Annotated in this window: 9 protein-coding genes; 2 read left to right on the top strand and 7 right to left on the bottom strand. The window is 70.1% G+C overall.

Annotation, left to right across the window (positions count from 1 at the left end; translation table 11 throughout):
• Positions 1 to 160: 160 nt before the first annotated feature.
• Entirely contained in the window at positions 161 to 1,732 is a 1,572-nt protein-coding gene (locus tag AB0E05_RS32215; RefSeq protein WP_361970373.1) for a glycosyltransferase family 4 protein, read from the bottom strand.
• A 160-nt stretch (positions 1,733 to 1,892) separates the two neighbouring features.
• Between AB0E05_RS32215 and wecB the strand changes: the two genes are divergently transcribed.
• Together wecB and AB0E05_RS32205 are read left to right on the top strand one after the other, a co-directional pair.
• On the top strand, positions 1,893 to 2,984 hold the full coding sequence (gene wecB, locus AB0E05_RS32210) for a UDP-N-acetylglucosamine 2-epimerase (non-hydrolyzing) (protein WP_361970371.1): 1,092 nt from the start codon (positions 1,893 to 1,895) through the stop codon (positions 2,982 to 2,984).
• Between the two features lie 435 nt (positions 2,985 to 3,419).
• Positions 3,420 to 3,833: a hypothetical protein gene (locus tag AB0E05_RS32205; RefSeq protein ID WP_361970370.1), complete on the top strand. Its 414-nt coding sequence runs from the start codon at positions 3,420 to 3,422 to the stop codon at positions 3,831 to 3,833.
• A 317-nt stretch (positions 3,834 to 4,150) separates the two neighbouring features.
• Here AB0E05_RS32205 and AB0E05_RS32200 read toward each other — a convergent pair whose 3' ends face one another.
• The 6 genes from AB0E05_RS32200 to AB0E05_RS32175 all read right to left on the bottom strand — a co-directional run bounded on the left by AB0E05_RS32200 (position 4,151) and on the right by AB0E05_RS32175 (position 16,357).
• Complete coding sequence (locus tag AB0E05_RS32200) at positions 4,151 to 6,772, bottom strand: glycosyltransferase (protein ID WP_361970368.1); 2,622 nt, start codon at positions 6,770 to 6,772, stop codon at positions 4,151 to 4,153.
• Positions 6,773 to 6,831: 59 nt separating this feature from the next.
• The gene (locus tag AB0E05_RS32195) at positions 6,832 to 8,115 is read right to left on the bottom strand and encodes a nucleotide sugar dehydrogenase (RefSeq protein ID WP_361970366.1); all 1,284 of its coding nucleotides are present in this window, start codon (positions 8,113 to 8,115) and stop codon (positions 6,832 to 6,834) included.
• Between the two features lie 8 nt (positions 8,116 to 8,123).
• Positions 8,124 to 9,758, bottom strand: a complete 1,635-nt coding sequence (locus AB0E05_RS32190; protein WP_361970364.1) for a glycosyltransferase — start codon at positions 9,756 to 9,758, stop codon at positions 8,124 to 8,126.
• Positions 9,755 to 10,795, bottom strand: coding sequence for a Gfo/Idh/MocA family oxidoreductase (locus AB0E05_RS32185; RefSeq protein ID WP_361970362.1), 1,041 nt, complete (start codon positions 10,793 to 10,795; stop codon positions 9,755 to 9,757). The genes AB0E05_RS32190 and AB0E05_RS32185 overlap by 4 nt, the downstream gene beginning before the upstream one ends.
• Positions 10,792 to 11,922, bottom strand: a complete 1,131-nt coding sequence (locus AB0E05_RS32180) for a DegT/DnrJ/EryC1/StrS family aminotransferase (RefSeq protein ID WP_361970360.1) — start codon at positions 11,920 to 11,922, stop codon at positions 10,792 to 10,794. The genes AB0E05_RS32185 and AB0E05_RS32180 overlap by 4 nt, the downstream gene beginning before the upstream one ends.
• 361 nt (positions 11,923 to 12,283) lie before the next feature.
• Positions 12,284 to 16,357: an Rne/Rng family ribonuclease gene (locus AB0E05_RS32175; RefSeq protein WP_361970358.1), complete on the bottom strand. Its 4,074-nt coding sequence runs from the start codon at positions 16,355 to 16,357 to the stop codon at positions 12,284 to 12,286.
• Between the last annotated feature and the right edge of the window lie 214 nt (positions 16,358 to 16,571).

The raw sequence follows: 16,571 nt of genomic DNA, 5'->3' as shown, positions 1-16,571 counted from the left end.
GGTTGCTGTCAAAACTGATGTCAACGCAAAAACCAGAGGCCCTGTCGATCTCTCGACAGGGCCTCTGGCCTGCTGTGCACTCGGCAGGATTCGAGGCGAACCTACTCGGACGCACTCAGCGCCCGCCACGTCGTCTTCCGCATGCCCGGTTCACCCGGCTTCACGCCAGTGGCGGACGGTCCGGCAGCAGCCGGCTGTAGATGCCGTCGATGACCTTGGCCTGGGCCTCCCACGTCCAGCTCTCCAGGAGACCCGATTTGTCGTACGCCTTCTCGTACTTCGCGGGGTCGGCGAGAACGGCCCTGGTCGCACGAGCGAAGTCCTCGACGTCCTGGGCACGGAAGACCTCGCCCTGGCCGGTGGACTCCACCATGTCGGCCATCGTGCGTATGTCGCTCACGATCAGCGGCAGCCTGGCCTGGGAGTACTCGAAGAACTTGTTGCTCAGCGCCAGTTCGTGGTTGGTCAGGTGGTGCAGCGGGCTGACCGCGGCGTCCGCCGGAGCCAGGAAGGCGGGCACCTGCCAATGCGGAACGAACGGCAGGAAATGCACCCGGTCCGCCACACCCAGTTCGCCAGCCAGCTTCTGCGTGGTCGCCACCGCCTTCATCTTGCCCGGGGTGACCGACACCAGAGCGACGTGCACCTCCGGAAGGTGCGGCAGCGCCTCGATGATCGTCTCCACTCCGCGCACCGGGCTGATGCCGCCCACGTAGGCCAGCAGTGGGGTGCTGTCGTCGATTCCACACAGCTCCCGCAAGTCCCCGACCGGGGGGGCACCCTCAAGCTCGTCAGCGCTCGGCCTCATCACCGGAGCGTTCAGCACGACAGCGGGCAGTTCCCCGAGCCCGTGGCCGTCCTTGAGCATCTCCGCGAGGGATGGCGAAACGGTGATCACGGCGTCGGCGAAGACCGCGTGCTCCTTCTCCCAGGCCACGTGCCCGGGCAGCCAACGGCCGTGGTACTCGGGCAGGCCTGGCACGAACTCGTGCGCGTCCCACACCAGCTTCACGGGGCGGCCTTTGGCCCGGGCGCGCACCGCCGCACGGGCCCCCACACCCAGCATCTTGAAGTCGTGGGCGTGGATCAGGTCCGGCTCGAAGGCATCGATGTGCTGGGCGAAGGCCAACTCGAAGTCCCACAGGTTCGGCATGAGCCGACGCCAGGAACGCTCACCCAGCAGCTTCGACCACATGGCGGTGACCGTCCGGTCCAACGGCGCGGTCAGCGGGGCGCGGCGCTTTTGGAGCAGCCGGGTCTCCCGGGCCCGCAGGGCGACCCACTTGCTCACCACCTTGGCGCCCACCCGCGGCAGCAGCAGCCGGGGCTTGGACGCGCTGGCGCTGCTGCCGGGGTACCCAGCCCGTGCGGCGCCCGCGGCAGCCTGCCGGAACGCGAGGTCGGAGCGCCACGCCTTGGCGGCCTGGACCCGGTACCTGGCCACCTGCGGGGAGCGGTACGCGAGGGGACGGCGCAGGAGGGGACGGCGCAGGTCGTGGCGGCGCGGCTCCAGGTGGGCGGGCTTGGGGATCAGCCTGACCTCGGCCGCACCCAACTTCCACTTCTGAACCTTCGCGGTGGGCGAGACCCCGAACAGCACGACCTCCCAGCCGGCCTCGGCCGCGGAACGGGCCGCCTTCTGGACTCGGGAGTCCCCCTTGACGCCGTTATCGACCAGCATGGCGACCCGCCCCCGGGTCTCCCGTGACGGGGTCGCGCTGTCGGGCTTCATGTACGCGCCTTTCCTGTCGGCCTCGGTCCCAGACCGATACGGATGGTAGGCGTGCGATTCTACCGTGCACATCGCTGCCACCCGTTCTCCGTTCTGACCATCGGACACGTACTATCGCCGTGCGCCGACCACGACGTATCCCCTCAAGGAGCAGAGCAACGTGAAGGTCCTCAGTGTCGTCGGGGCCCGTCCCCAACTGGTGAAGCTCGCACCGATCGCCGCCGCCTTCGCGGGCACGCCCCATCAGCACGTCATCGTCCACACCGGGCAGCACTACGACGCCGACCTGTCCGATGTCTTCTTCACCGGGCTCGGTATCCCGGATCCCGACATCCACCTCGGTGTCGGCTCGGGCAGCCACGGCGCGCAGACTGGTGCTGTCCTCGCTGCCATGGACAAGGTCCTGGAGGGCGAGCGACCGGACTGGGTCCTTGTCTACGGCGACACCAACTCCACGGTCGCGGGCGCGCTCTCCGCGGTAAAGATGCATCTCCCGGTGGCCCACCTGGAGGCGGGACTGCGGTCCTTCAACCGCCGGATGCCCGAGGAGCACAACCGCGTCCTCACCGACCATTGCGCCGATCTGTTGCTCGCTCCCACCGAGGAGGCCGTGCGTCACCTCGCCAACGAGGGCCTCTCGGACCGGACCCGACTGGCTGGTGACGTCATGGTCGACATCTGCCTGCGCGTCCGGGACGCAGTGCTCGCCGGGAAGCACCCTGCGCCTGCGCTTCCGGAGGGCATCGACCCGGAGCGGCCCTTCCTCCTGGCGACTCTGCATCGCCCGGACAACACCGATGACCCAGCCCGGCTGGCTTCGATCATCGAGTCCCTGGCCGCGCTCCCGGTGCCGGTGGCTCTCCTCGCCCACCCCCGTCTGATCACTCGCGCTGACGAGCACGGTGTCGAGCTGGCGCAGGGCTCCGTGCGGGTGGGTCGCCCGCTGCCGTACGCCGGGCTAGTCGCCGCCGTCATGGCATCCGTGGGCGTCGTCACCGACTCGGGCGGCTTGCAGAAGGAAGCCTTCCTGCTCGACCGCGCCTGCACCACCATCCGCCCAGAGACCGAGTGGGTGGAAACCTTGGAGGGCAGTTGGAACGTACTCGTGCCGGACCCGCACACGATGCCCGTCTCCGAATGGGCGAAGATCGCCACGCGGCCGGCGCCCGAGGCTCCGCACGGCGCTCCCTACGGCGACGGTACGGCCGCGGAGCGTGTCGTGAAACTGCTGGAAGAGGCCCACACGCCCTGACGACCCAGGTCAACAGCGTCGAAGGCGCCATGGGCGGCTTGAGTCTCGATTCCGCTCACGGCTCATACCGTTGGTGGCCGGCTCAGCTTGCCGTCTATCCGATGCGGCGTGGCTTGGCGCCTACCTTGGTGGCGGGTCGGTCGGCGGTTCACCCCGCGTTGCACACCGTTCCCGAAACGCGAAGGCGTCCACTCGGCCGCAATCGCGTCGAACGGCCCACATCCTGCCAGGGCCGGCCGCAGCGGGGGCACACGTGCCCTGTCCGTATGAGTGCACCACACCGCCGAACCGAAGCCCGTCATCCGCCGTACGGCGGGGAAACTCGGCGTGTATCACGAGGCCCTGCGCGGCTGGATCGTGTTCTTGAGCGGTACACGCTCGGCCCATTACAGTCACAAGCTGCACACACCACCCATCTATGCGTGAGGGACAACGATGAACAAGTTCGCTCGTATCGGGGTCATAGCCGCCGCCCTGCTCGGCGCGGCTCAGATCGCCTCGCCCGCTGTCGCCGCGACCCCCAACGAGGCATACAGCGTCTGTTTCAAGAACTCCGACTGCAACATGGGCTACACCGTGGGCAACATCCAGTGGGACAACTACCCCGTGATCACCGGCAGCGTGGTCAACCGCCTCAACAGCCCACACTCCACCACCGCAGTCTTCGAAAGCTATTTCCACGACACCAAGGTCGACAGCGCCACGCGAACGTCCCGCGACGGCAACCTGACGTTCTCGCCCATCTACGTCAACGCCTACAACGTCAACCGCATCAAGATCACTGTCTGTCAAAACTGGGAGACCGGAGTCACTGATTGCGGCAGCCCCGAGAACTACCGGCTCGCCTGATCCACTCCACGGGCTGAGACGGAAGCCCGCCGTACCTGAATGAGCCGGGAGGAGAACCGCCGGAAGGCCGGCACGGTTCCCCTGACCCGAGCAGCACCGCAGGATTCGGGCAGGGCAGCATGGCGCAAGGGACCAGCGGCTGCCCCTCGCTGTTGATGGGAAACTCCGAAGACTCCGTTTCGTCGCCGCAGCTCGGCGGCGCGGGCATGGGAACCGAAGAGTTTCCCATCAATGCGACGTCGGTGAAACCGTCACACCCCCCGAGACCCTCAAGGTCATCGGCAGACCTGGCAGATCCTGCCAGGCGTAGAACATGCTCAGCGCGAGACCAGGAAGTTGCTCAGCGCAGCCACCGAGGCCGTCCCGTCGTGGTATTCGCGTGCGAACGCCGCGGACTCACGGCCGATCCGCGCCGTGGCGTCGCGGTCGTCGAGCAGGCGCTCCAGTTCCAAGGCGAGCGTCTGCGGGGTCGCGTTGACGATCGGCGGGGTAACACCGCAGGCGTCAAGCGAATCCTGGTCCAGATACGCGATGACGGGACGGCCAGCCGCCATGCCCTCGCAGGAGAAGGTCCCGTACGTGCCGATCGCGAACTGGTCGATCACGATGTCCGCGTTCTTCACCATCGTGCGGACCGTCGTCCAGGGAACGTCCTCGGCGAGCTGGAATTCGATGATCCTCCGGGAGTCGAGGTCCTCCAGCAGCGGCAGAATCCGGTCCGTTCCCTTCGACCAACGCGCCGAAGGCGCGTGCAGGACCACCGGACGCTTACGTTCCATGACCGGACGATCGCTCGCCCATGCGTCGACGTCCACCACGAGCGGAGTCCAGGTCGCCATCGGCAGGTCGAGCAGGAGGTCCGGTGTGGTGACGAAGACCGGCAGCCCGGCTTCTTCCGCGACGCGCCGATTTTCCTTGGCGAGGTTTGTCAGCTTCCTCTCGTAGCCGTCGGGAGCGTCGAGGAAGAGTGAGTACGGGTTGCGCTGCCGGTGCTTGGCAGGGTTACGGACCTCGCTGCCGTGGGCGAGCAACGCAACCTTGATCCCGGCGTTTCGCAACGCAGCGAGATCGCCCTCGATGCTCGGGCCGTTCAACCCGCCGAAGACAGGGCGGAAGGCGTCGGCAATCAGGTGCGTGTAGCGACCGACGGTCCGTTGGACGAGTTCCAGTCGGACGTCCAGGTTCTGCAGAGCGGTCAGGTCCACGTAGACGTCAGCCGGGTAGTCGTGCTTCTGGGTAGCGGCACGGTGCTTGACCACCTCGGCCGACACGTCGTCGCGCTCCCGCGTGATCGCCGTGGCGAAGGCGGCCAACTGACCCGCGAAGTTGGCCGGGGCGAGCCCCAGCTTGATCGGCGTGTGGCCCAGAGGTCGCCAGCCACGGTCCAGGTGCTCCACCGATGCCTCGGGGTTCGTGACCCGGCGCTCCTCGGCGTTCCAGGACATGTCCGGGATCGGCTCGCTCGGCGTCTTCCCCGAGATCCGGCTGTACACCGCCAGCAGGATCTGTGCCTGCCGCTCCCAGGACAGCTCGGTCAACAGCGATTCGGTGATGTTCTTCCGCAGCAACTCCTGATCCGCCGTCGCCCGCTTGACGGCGGCCGTGAAAGACACCGCGTCCTCGGCGGTGAACACATCGCCCACGCCGTGGGAGTTGACGAACTCGCTCATCGCCTTGATGTCGCTGGTGATGATCGGCAATTTGGCGTGGAGGTACTCGGCAGCCTTCGTGGGCAGCGAGTTCTCCACATTCGGAATGTGATGGAACGGGGTCAGGCCGAGGTCGGCGCTGGAGAGGTAGTCGGGCACCTCGTGCTGCGGAACGTACGGCACAACGTGGACCCGGTCGCGTACACCGAGTCCGTTCGCCTGCTCCAAGAGGGCGGTGAGCCCTGCGGTGGCCCGACCCGACACCAACGCCAAGTGGTAGCCCGGCAGATGGAGCAGCGCCTCGACCGCGGTGGCCACACCCCGGTCAGGGGCGATCCAGCCGGCGTAGACCATGAGCGGCACGTCGTCGCCCAGTCCGCAGGCAGCGCGGACGGAGACGCGATCGACCGCGTCTCCCACGACACTGCGGATCGGCGCGTTGCGCACCACGTCCGGTGTCTCGGGCAGCCCGTGGTCCGTGCGCAGCATCTCGGCGAGCTCCGGCGAGACCGTCACCACCGCGTCGGCCTTGCCGATGAACTCCCGTTCCACCGCCGGGAAAGCGGACATCATGGCGGGCTTGGACCAGTCGATGCCGGCGACGTACTCGTGGGAGTCGTACAGCCAGGAACAGGTGCGGCCACTGGCGCGCAGCCGGGCCACGGCCCGCGCGGCCGTGTGGATCATCGTGATGTCGTTGGCGTGGATGACATCCGGCGCCAGTTCCTCGATGTAGGGGCCGAAGGCCAGGTCGAGATCGAGGAGCGCCGGCCAGTCCTCACGCCAGTTACCTCTTGGCTCGTCGGACTTGCGCCGCTGCTCCCAACGGTAGGCCCGCACCCGGAACTGGTGGCCGCGGCGCCGCGCGTACACCCACGCCTTGAGGCCTGCGGCCGTCGCATCGGCCACTGGTGAGTCGCCCAGATACCCGATCCGGGTGGTCTGCTCGCGCACCCACGCCCGGTGGGCGTCACGGAACTGGGCAAGGGTCGCCCCGTCCCGGATACCCCACTGGGTCACGCGCGCCCGTACCCCGCCCTGTCGGGTCTTGGCTGTCACACGCTGCTCCATGCGGTTCGCCACCGGCAGCCGCACCACCTTGACAGGGCCGAACCAGGAGTGCTCCTGCTTCTTGCCGGTGGCACGGCCGATCAGGGTGACGTCCCAGCCTGCCTGCGCCGCCGCCAGCGCAGTCTTCTGCACCCGGGAGTCCCCCGTGATTCCATTGGCGACGATGACAGCCAGCTTCGGCCGGGCGACAGAGATTGGCATATCGAAATCCTTAAGCATCGAGACAGCTGAGCGGCCCAGCCACGCTCGTGATGGCTGGGCCTGCTCGCACAGTAGGTTCAACCACCAATGACGACGCGGCGCACTCCGCTCCAGCGCGCTGGGTCGGTGGTGCGGCGGCCGTCGACGATGACGGTCACGTCCGGAAGGTCGGAAGCGGCCAGGTCACGATACTCAGCATGGTCGGCCTGGAGGACCGCGGCAGTGACCTGCTCGCCGCGGTGCGGGGTGAGGCCTTGGGCAGCCAGTTCCTCTGCGGTGTACATCGGGTCGGAGACGTACGGCACGGCGCCGCGCGCCTTCAGGGACTCGACGGTGCCGAAGACGCCGGAGAACGCGGTCTCCTTGACGCCGCCGCGGTACGCCGCGCCGAGGACCAGCACGTTCACGCCCGTCAGGTCGCCGTACGCCGCGGCCAGCAGGTCGACGGCGTACTCCGGCATCGCGGCGTTGGCCTCGCGGGCCGAGCGCACCACGGTCGCCTCCGGGTCGTTCCACAGGTACATCCGCGGGTAGATCGGGATGCAGTGGCCGCCGACGGCGATGCCGGGCTGGTGGATGTGGCTGTACGGCTGCGAGTTGCAGGCTTCGATGACCTTCTTGACGTCGATGCCGTTCTTGTCGGCGAACCGGGCGAACTGGTTCGCCAGGCCGATGTTGACGTCGCGGTAGGTGGTCTCGGCGAGCTTCGCCAGCTCGGACGCCTCCGCGGTGCCGAGGTCCCACACGCCGTTGGGCCGCGGCAGGTCGTCGCGGACGTCGAAGTCGAGCACCTTCTCGTAGAACTCGACGCCGTGGCGGGCGGACGCCTCGTCGATGCCGCCGACCAGCTTCGGGTAGCGGCGCAGGTCGGCGAAGACCCGGCCGGTGAGGACCCGCTCCGGGGAGAAGACCAGGTGGAAGTCCTCGCCGGGGGTGAGGCCCGAGCCCTCCTGGAGCATCGGGGCCCAGCGGGTGCGGGTGGTGCCGACCGGCAGGGTCGTCTCGTACGAGACGAGGGTGCCGGGCTTCAGGCCCTTGGCGATGGAGCGGGTGGCGGAGTCCATCCAGCCGAAGTCGGGGGTGCCATCGGCGTCCACGAACAGCGGGACGACGACCACGACGACATCAGACTGGGCGACCGCGGCAGTGGTGTCGGTGGTCGCGGTGAGCAGGCCGGCGTCAACCGTCTGCTTGAGCTTCACATCGAGGTCGTGCTCTCCGGGGAAGGGCTCAACGCCGGCGTTGACCGACTCGACGACCGTTGCGTTGACGTCGGCGCCGATCACCCGGTGGCCCTTGACAGCGAACTGGACCGCGAGCGGCAGCCCGATCTTCCCGAGTGCGACTACACAGATGTTCATGGGGACAACTACTTCTTCCTCTTAAAGCCGGTCACCAGGGTGCGCAGGCGCGAGCCCAGGGGCCTCTTCGCTGGATACAGGGGGCCGGTGGCGATCACGACACGACCCGCCTGGTTGACGCGTGCGGCCAGCCGGTACGTGTCGTTCATGCCCCAGGCTCGGGCCAGCGGCATGGGATGCTCCCCGGCCCGTACCGGGACCTCGTAACTTCGTCCGCCCGCCTCAAGACAGACCCGGACACCCAGCTCCGCCTTGCGGCGCGTCAGCGGAATCCGGGCGCGGACGATCGTGGAGCGCCCGTCCGGGGCTTCCTCACGGCTGAACTCGCCCACGGGCTGGGGGCGCTTCTCCTTCCCGCCAAGCCGCCGTGCGCCGGTCTTGTCGGTGGATCTGGGCAGCGCGCCCTTCAGCAGCTGCACGGCGACGGACCCGGTGTCCCCGACGACGGGCACACGCACGGCGATGTCGAGGTCGACCCGCTCGCTTTCCTCTTGGAACCACGTGGCCGACAGCAGTTCGGTGCCGGGCCCGAGGCGGTCGACGATGGAACCCAGCAGCTCGTAGCCGCGGTCGGGAATGCCGTGGGACGGGTCCTGGAAGCCGGGGTAAAGGGCGTACGCGTGCCCGTCCCGCAGCAGCGTCACCGGGAAGCCGCCCAGCCCGTCGATCCGGACCAGCTCCGCCAACTCGTCGGGGCGGCCGGCGAACACCCAGTAGAACCGGAGTCGTTCGGGCACCGTGAGACGGTGCTGCACCCGCTCGAAGGCGCCGTCACCGTAGTACTTCCGCAGGAACCTGGCCGTGGCCCGAACACACTCCGCACGGCGCTCACGGCTGAGGGCGAGATAATTCGCGCCAAAGATCCACGCGACATCGACCTTGAGGAGCCGGATGGCGAACGCCTCGTACAGATCGGCTGACGCGCCCAGCTCCGCCAGCCGGTCCAGGGCGCGAGCGCAGACCTTCAACCGGTTCTCGAAGGCCGCCCGGTAGGTGATGTTGCTGTCGTCGTCACGCCGGACAGCGTAGTAGCAGTCGTAGTCGGCGACGACGGAGATGGTCGCCGCCCGGACGTACATCTCCAGCGTGAACGGCATGTCGCAGCTGACCGGCAGGTCCTCGGCGTACCGGATACCGTGCTTCTCGATCGTGGCACGGCGGTACATCTTCGTGTTCGAGATGGCGTACAGCGCACCCGAGCCGATCAGTGGGATGTTGTCCTCGGTGGAACGGAAGACGGCCCTGGGGATGGAGCGGTCACCGATCGCCACCATCTTCCCGAGCACGACGTCCGACGTGTTCCTGTCGCCATGCGCGACCATGCGTTCCAGCGCCTCGGGGCCCAGGTAGTCGTCCGCACCGACGAAGAACACATAGCGGCCGGTGGCGCGATCGAGGGCGACGTTGTTGGGCCGGGCAGGGCCCCCCGAGTTCTCCTGGTGAACCACCTTGAAGGCATCGGGGTACCGCTCGGCGTAGCGGTCCAGTTCCTTCCCGCTGCCATCGGTGGACCCATCGTCTACAGCGATGATCTCCATGCGGTCGAGCCCAATGCTCTGCCGCACGAGAGAGTCCAGACACGTCGTCAGTGCGGGCATCGTGTTGTAGACCGCGACCACAACGGTGACGGCGGGTTCGGTCAACTGGCCACCGCCTCATCCGGGCTCGCACCGTCTATCAGGCTGATCGTGGTGCCGCTTGCCGCGGACTCCAGAACCGCCGCGGCCACCTCGACCGTCCGCAGCCCCTGTCGCAGCGTGCAGATGTCGTGGCTGGTGCCCAGCACGGCGTCGCGGAAGAGTTCGTGCTCCACCAGCAGCGGCTCGCGCTTGGGGATGGCGTAGCGGATCATGTCCCCCTCGGCGACGCCGCGGAACGCCTGCAGCGCCTCCCACTCGGTGGCCTGGGCGGCGTTGGAGTGGAAGGTGAGGTCGGCCGTGAGGGTGTCGGCGATCAGACAGCCCTTCTCACCGGTGACGGAGGTGAATCGCTCCTTCAGCGGGGACAGCCAGTTCACCAGGTGGTTGACCATGGTGCCGTCGGAGAGCTGGCCCACCGCGGAGACCATGTCCTCGTGCGGACGCCCCGACTTGGAGACGGTGCGCGCGGAGATGGAGGTGTACGTCTGGCCGGTGACCCACCCGGTGAGGTCGATGTCGTGGGTGGCGAGGTCCTTGACCACGCCGACGTCGGCGATCCGGTGCGGGAAGGGGCCCTGGCGGCGGGTGACGACCTGGTAGACGTCGCCCAGCTCGCCGGCCTCCAGGCGCTGGCGCAGCGAGCGCAGCGCGGGGTTGCACCGCTCGATGTGGCCGACGCCCGCGACCAGGCCGCGGGACTCGAACGCCTCGACGAGGCGGCGCGCGCCCTCGACGGTGTCCGCGACCGGCTTCTCGACGAGCGCGCCGACGCCGGCCTCGGCCAGCTTCAGCCCGACCTGCTCGTGCAGGGCGGTGGGGCAGGCCACCACCGCGTAGTCGATGCCCAGGTCGATCAGCTGCTCGACCTCGGCCAGCACGGGCGCGCCCTGCGCCCAGCCGTTCTTGTCCCCCATGGGGTCGACGACGCCCACGAAGGAGACGCCGTCGAGGCCCGCGAGGACGCGGGCGTGGTGGCGGCCCATGGAGCCGAGGCCGATCAGCCCGGCCCGCAGCTGCTGGGCGCCCTGGACGGTGGTCACAGATTCTCTCCAAGCTCGTTCACGGCGACGGCGATCCGCTCCAGGTCTTCCCCGGAGAGCGACGGATGTACCGGGATCGAGACGACCTCGGCGGCGGCGCGCTCGGTCTCGGGCAGGTCCCAGGTGCGGCCGGCCTTCTGGTCGGGCTCCCAGAACGGCTTCAGCCGGTGGATCGGGGTGGGGTAGTAGACGGCGTTGCCGATGCCGGCTTCGGTGAGCTTCGCCATGGCCGCGTCGCGGGCCTCGGCTCCCCCGGCCACCCGGATCGTGTACTGGTGGTAGATGTGGCGGGCGCCCTCGGCGACGACCGGAGTGGTCACGTTCGGCGCGGTGATGTGCTCGCTGAGGTACGCGGCGTTGGCGATGCGCTGCTCGGTCCAGCCGTGCAGCTTGCCGAGCTGGACGCGGCCGACGGCGGCTGCGACGTCCGTCATCCGCATGTTGCAGCCGACGATCTCGTTGGCGTAACGCTTCTCCATGCCCTGGTTGCGCAGCAGCCGCAGAGTGCGGGCGAGTTCGGCGTCCCCGGTGGAGATCATGCCACCTTCGAGGGAGTGCATGTTCTTCGTCGGGTAGAAGCTGAAGGTGCCGCCGGCGCCGAAGGCTCCGACCGGGGTGCCGTTCAGGGCCGCGGCGTGGGCCTGGCAGGCGTCCTCGACGACGGCCAGCTTGTGCCGGGCGGCGATGGCGGTGATGCGGTCCATCGCGGCGGGGTGGCCGTAGAGGTGGACCGGCATGATCGCGGCGGTGCGCGGGGTGATCGCGGCCTCGACGGCGGCCGGGTCCAGACAGTAGGAGTCGGGCTCGACGTCGACGAACACGGCGTCGGCGCCGACGAGTCGGATCGCGTTGGCGCTCGCGGCGAAGGAGAACGAGGGGACGATCACCTCGTCGCCCGGGCCGATCTCCAGCCCCAACAGGAGCAGGTGGAGCGCGGAGGTGCCGGAGTTCACCGCGACGCAGTGCCGGCCGTCGACCAGCTCCGAGAAGCCCTCCTCGAAGGCGGCCACCTCGGGGCCCTGCACGACCAGGCCGCTGCGCAATACGCGTACCGCGGCCTCGATCTCCTCCTCGCCGATGACCGGGCGGGCAGCGGGAATGGGCTGCCTGTTGCTGCTGCTCGTCATGGTCGTCCTCCTAGAACACCAAGAGCTGTCTGTGGCAGGAGGTCTGGGATGATGCGGACGTCTCGCGAGGCCGCGCACACCCCATCCGGCACAAGCCGACGCCCTACCGAGGATCGAGGACCGGGCCCTGTCCGGGTGAGCCGGTCGGTCACCCACCGGAGTGTCCGGGCTGGTCCTGGCCCGGTAGCGACCGTCCGTCACATTATCAGGAATTTCCTAGCCCAATTTAGAGGCCCAGAGATCCCTCGCGCATCAATTGGGTATCAAACGCGTGCCCCGTCCCCCAGGTGTGGGACGGGACACGCGCGTGTGTCGAAGGTGGCTCGGGAGGCCGTTTCACGACCGCCTCCGCCGGGCGGGTCTACTGCTCTGCCGCCGCCGTCTTCACGGTCTTCGCCGCCTTCTTCGTGGCGGCCTTCTTGGCCGTCGTCTTCTTCGCCGCGCTCTTCTTGGCCGCCGTCTTCTTGGTGGCGGCCTTCTTCGCGGTGGCCTTCTTGGCGGTCTTGCGGGCCGCCTTCTTGGCCGGAGCCTGGGCGGCCTCCGCCTCGGGGGCTTCGGCGGCTTCACCGGCCGGGGCCGACGCGACCACGACGACCGCGGCGTCCTCGGCGCCGGCCGGGGCGCCCGCGGGTGCGGTGACCTTGCGGACCACCCGACGGCGCGGACGGGGCGCGTCGGCGACCGGCTCGGGCGCCGGAGCCTTGGCAACCGGTGCTTCGGCCGCCGGCTCGGGCTTCGCCGCGATGATCACTTCGGTCTCCGCGGTCTCCGCCACCGGCGAGCCGGCCGGAGCCGTCGCCTTGCGCGTGGCCCGACGACGGGCGCGCGGCGCGGGGGCCTCGGCCTGCTCGACCACCGCCGGCTCGACGGCCGCCGGCTGCTCGACCTCGACCTGCACGGCCTCTTCGACCACCGGCTCGTCGGACGCCTGCGGGGAACCGGCCGGAGCCGTCGCCTTACGGGTGGCCCGACGGCGGGTGCGCGGCGCGGGGGCGGCTTCCGCCACGACCTCCGCGACCTCGGCCACCGGGGCGGCCTCGGGCTCGGGAGCCCGCTCCACCACCGGCTGCACCTCGACGGCCTGCGGCGCTCCGCCGGGCGCGGACGCCCGACGCGTCGCCCGACGGCGACCCCGGCCGCGCCGGGCCGCGGCCTCCGCCTCGGCGGCGCTGCTGTACAGCTCCTCGTCCGGTACGAACGCGGGCTCGGCGAGCGCGAGGGGCTCGGCCACCTCGGCGGCGACCTCCGCCGCCGTCTCGACCGGCTCCTCCCGACCGTGCTCGTGCTCGTGCGCCTCGTGAGCGTGCGCCTCCGCGCCGCGCCCCCGCTTCTTGGCGCGCTTGCCGCCGCCACCGCCGCCGACCGAGGTCGGCTGCTCCATGTGGACGATCACCCCGCGGCCGTTGCAGTGCACGCAGGTCTCGGAGAACGACTCCAACAGCCCCTGGCCGACCCGCTTGCGGGTCATCTGGACCAGGCCCAGCGAGGTGACCTCGGCCACCTGGTGCTTGGTGCGGTCCCGGCCCAGGCACTCCAGCAGCCGGCGCATGACCAGGTCCCGGTTGGACTCCAGGACCATGTCGATGAAGTCGACGACGACGATGCCGCCGAGGTCGCGCAGCCGCAGCTGGCGCACGATCTCCTCGGCCGCCTCCAGGTTGTTCCTGGTGACGGTCTCCTCCAGGTTGCCGCCCTGACCGGTGAACTTGCCGGTGTTGACGTCGACCACGACCATCGCCTCGGTCTTGTCGATCACCAGCGAGCCACCGCTGGGCAGCCAGACCTTGCGGTCCAGCGCCTTCATCAGTTGCTCGTCGATGCGGTACGTGGCGAAGACGTCGACCTCGCTCGTCCACCGCTGGAGCCGGTCCGCGAGGTCCGGCGCGACGTGCGACACGTAGCCGTGGACGGTCTCCCACGCCTCGTCACCGCTGACGATGACCTTCGAGAAGTCCTCGTTGAAGATGTCGCGCACGACCCGGACGGTCATGTCCGGCTCGCCGTACAGCAGCGTGGGGGCGCCGCCGCCCTTGGCCTTCTTCTGGATGTCCTCCCACTGCGCCTGGAGCCGCTCGACGTCACGGCGCAGCTCGTCCTCGCTGGCGCCCTCCGCGGCGGTGCGCACGATGACGCCCGCGTCCTCGGGAACGATCTTCTTGAGGATGGCCTTCAGCCGGGCGCGCTCGGTGTCGGGCAGCTTGCGGCTGATGCCGGTCATCGAGCCCTCGGGCACGTACACCAGGTAACGGCCGGGCAGGGACACCTGGCTGGTGAGCCGGGCGCCCTTGTGGCCGATCGGGTCCTTGGTGACCTGGACGAGGACGGACTGGCCGGACTTGAGCGCGGCCTCGATGCGACGGGGGCCGTTGGCCATGCCCAGCGCCTCGAAGTTGACCTCGCCCGCGTACAGCACGGCGTTGCGGCCCTTGCCGATGTCGACGAAGGCGGCCTCCATCGACGGCAGGACGTTCTGCACCTTGCCGAGGTAGACGTTGCCGACGTACGAGGTCGACTGCTCCTTGTTGACGTAGTGCTCGACGAGGACGTTGTCCTCCAGCACGCCGATCTGCGTCCGCTCACCGCTCTGCCGGACGACCATCACGCGCTCGACGGCCTCGCGGCGCGCCAGGAACTCGGCCTCGGTGATGATCGGGACGCGGCGGCGGCCCTGCTCGCGGCCCTCGCGGCGGCGCTGCTTCTTCGCCTCCAGACGCGTGGACCCCTTGATGGACTGCACCTCGTCCGAGGGCTCCTCGCGGGTGCGCGCCGGGCGCGGCTCGCGGACCTTGACGACCGTGCGCTCCGGGTCTCCGGTGGCCGTGGCCTCTTCGAGGGGCTCACCGCTGCGGCGACGACGGCGACGGCGACGACGGCTGCTGGAGGAGCCGCCGGACGTCAGACCCTCATCGTCGGCGTCCTCGTCGGCCTCGTCGTCGGCGGCGTGCTCGTCACCCGCGTCGGCGGCCTCGGCCGTCTCGCCCGCGGGGCCCTCGACGATGTCGTCGGCGGCCTCGCCACGGCGGCGGCGACGGCCTCCGCGGCGGCGACGGCGCGAGGGACGGTCCTCGTACTCGCCGTACTCCTCGGCCTCGGCGCCGGCCGCAGCATCTTCCTCGGCGGACTCCTCGACGGACTCGGCGTCCTCAGCGGCCTCCGCCACCGGGGCGCTCTCGACGACCGGCTCGGCCTCCTCCGCGGGCGCTTCCGCCTCGACGCGCTCGGCGGCCTCGCCGCGGCGACGGCGACGGCGACGCCCGGTGGGCTCGGGGGCGACCTCGGCGACGACCGTCTCGGTCTCCTCCTCCTCGACCTCCTCGGCCTCCTCGTCGACCGAGTGGGCCGCGGCAGCGGCAGCGGCGGCCGTCTCGGGGGTCTGGAACATCGGCTCCGCGAAGACGGGGGCCTGGAAGACGGCGACGGAGGGGCGCGGCCGGCGGCGCGACGGCTTCTCGGCGGGCTCGGCCTCTTCGGCCGCGGCGGCCGGTTCGGCGGCCTTCGCGCGCTCGCCGGCCGCCTCGGCGGTGAACTGCGGCGCCACGGCACGGCGGCGCGTACGACCGCGGGAGGCGGCCTGCTCGGCGGCGGCGATCTGCTCTTCGTGGGCGGTGATCACGGCGACGGAGTTCTGCGGCAGGCTCTCGCCCCGCCCGCCGGCGTTGTTGTTGTCGTTGCTGCCGGACTCAGTGGCGACGGGCTCGGCGGCCGTCGTCTTGCGAGTGGCGCGACGACGGGTGCGCGGCGCCGGAGCCTCCTCCGCAGCCTCGGCGCTCTCGGCCGCTTCCGGGGCCACGGCCTCCGGCGCGCTCACCGTACGCGTGGCACGACGACGCGCACGCGGCGCCGGCGCCTCCTCCACGGCCTCGGCGACCTCAGCGGCCACCGGCTCCGGAGCCGCAGCGGCCCGGGTCGCACGGCGACGCTTGCGCGGCGCTCCGGCCTCGTCAGCAGCTTCGGTGCTCTCAGCGGTCTCGGCGCTCTCGGCCGCTTCCGGGGCCACGGCCTCCGGCGCGCTCACCGTACGCGTGGCACGACGACGCGCACGCGGCGCCGGTACCTCCTCCACGGCCTCGGCGACCTCAGCGGCCACCGGCTCCGGAGCCGCAGCGGCGCGCGTCGCCCGACGACGGGTGCGCGGCGCGGGCGCGGCTTCCTCAGCGGCCTCCGCCACCGGGGCGCTCTCGACGACCGGCTCGGCGGCCGTCGTCTTGCGCGTGGCCCGACGACGGGTCCGCGGCGCCGGAGCCTCAGCGGCTTCGGTGGTCTCGGCGGCGACAGCGGTCTCAGCCTTCTGAGCGGGTTCGCCGGCCGCGGCGGCCGGCGGCCCCGCCGGGCGGGACGCGGCGCGCCGACGGCGCGGCGGCAGCGTGTCGCTCGGGGTGTGGGACTCGTTGGTGTTGTTGTCCCCGGCGGTGCCGGGTTCGTTCGACTCGTGCATGCGGGCGGTTCTCCCGTCACGCTCCCGGGCGGACGCGCTCGCGGTCCGGCCTTCGTCCGCGCTGTGCGCGGTGTTGCCGTCCGGGGCGGGGCCGCCGCACGGGAGCTGTTGTGTCTGGCTCGCCGGTTCCGTACGCCTGGTGCGTACGGCCTGGCGAAAGTCTTTTGTGTGGTGCCGCGGCCCGACCCAGGTGGCTTCCGAGTACGAGGGCCGC

The organism is Streptomyces sp. NPDC048057, from assembly GCF_040653095.1.
In the GTDB taxonomy this organism is placed as follows: domain Bacteria; phylum Actinomycetota; class Actinomycetes; order Streptomycetales; family Streptomycetaceae; genus Streptomyces.
The sequence above is the reverse complement of the archived record's forward strand: the minus strand, read 5'-3'. Positions and strand labels throughout refer to the sequence as shown.

Coding starts and splice junctions, on each gene's coding strand:
- AB0E05_RS32195 (WP_361970366.1), bottom strand. CDS start 8,115: ATGAACATCTGTGTAGTCGCACTCGGGAAGATCGGGCTGCCGCTCGCG.
- AB0E05_RS32200 (WP_361970368.1), bottom strand. CDS start 6,772: ATGCTTAAGGATTTCGATATGCCAATCTCTGTCGCCCGGCCGAAGCTG.
- AB0E05_RS32215 (WP_361970373.1), bottom strand. CDS start 1,732: ATGAAGCCCGACAGCGCGACCCCGTCACGGGAGACCCGGGGGCGGGTC.
- AB0E05_RS32175 (WP_361970358.1), bottom strand. CDS start 16,357: ATGCACGAGTCGAACGAACCCGGCACCGCCGGGGACAACAACACCAAC.
- AB0E05_RS32180 (WP_361970360.1), bottom strand. CDS start 11,922: ATGACGAGCAGCAGCAACAGGCAGCCCATTCCCGCTGCCCGCCCGGTC.
- AB0E05_RS32205 (WP_361970370.1), top strand. CDS start 3,420: ATGAACAAGTTCGCTCGTATCGGGGTCATAGCCGCCGCCCTGCTCGGC.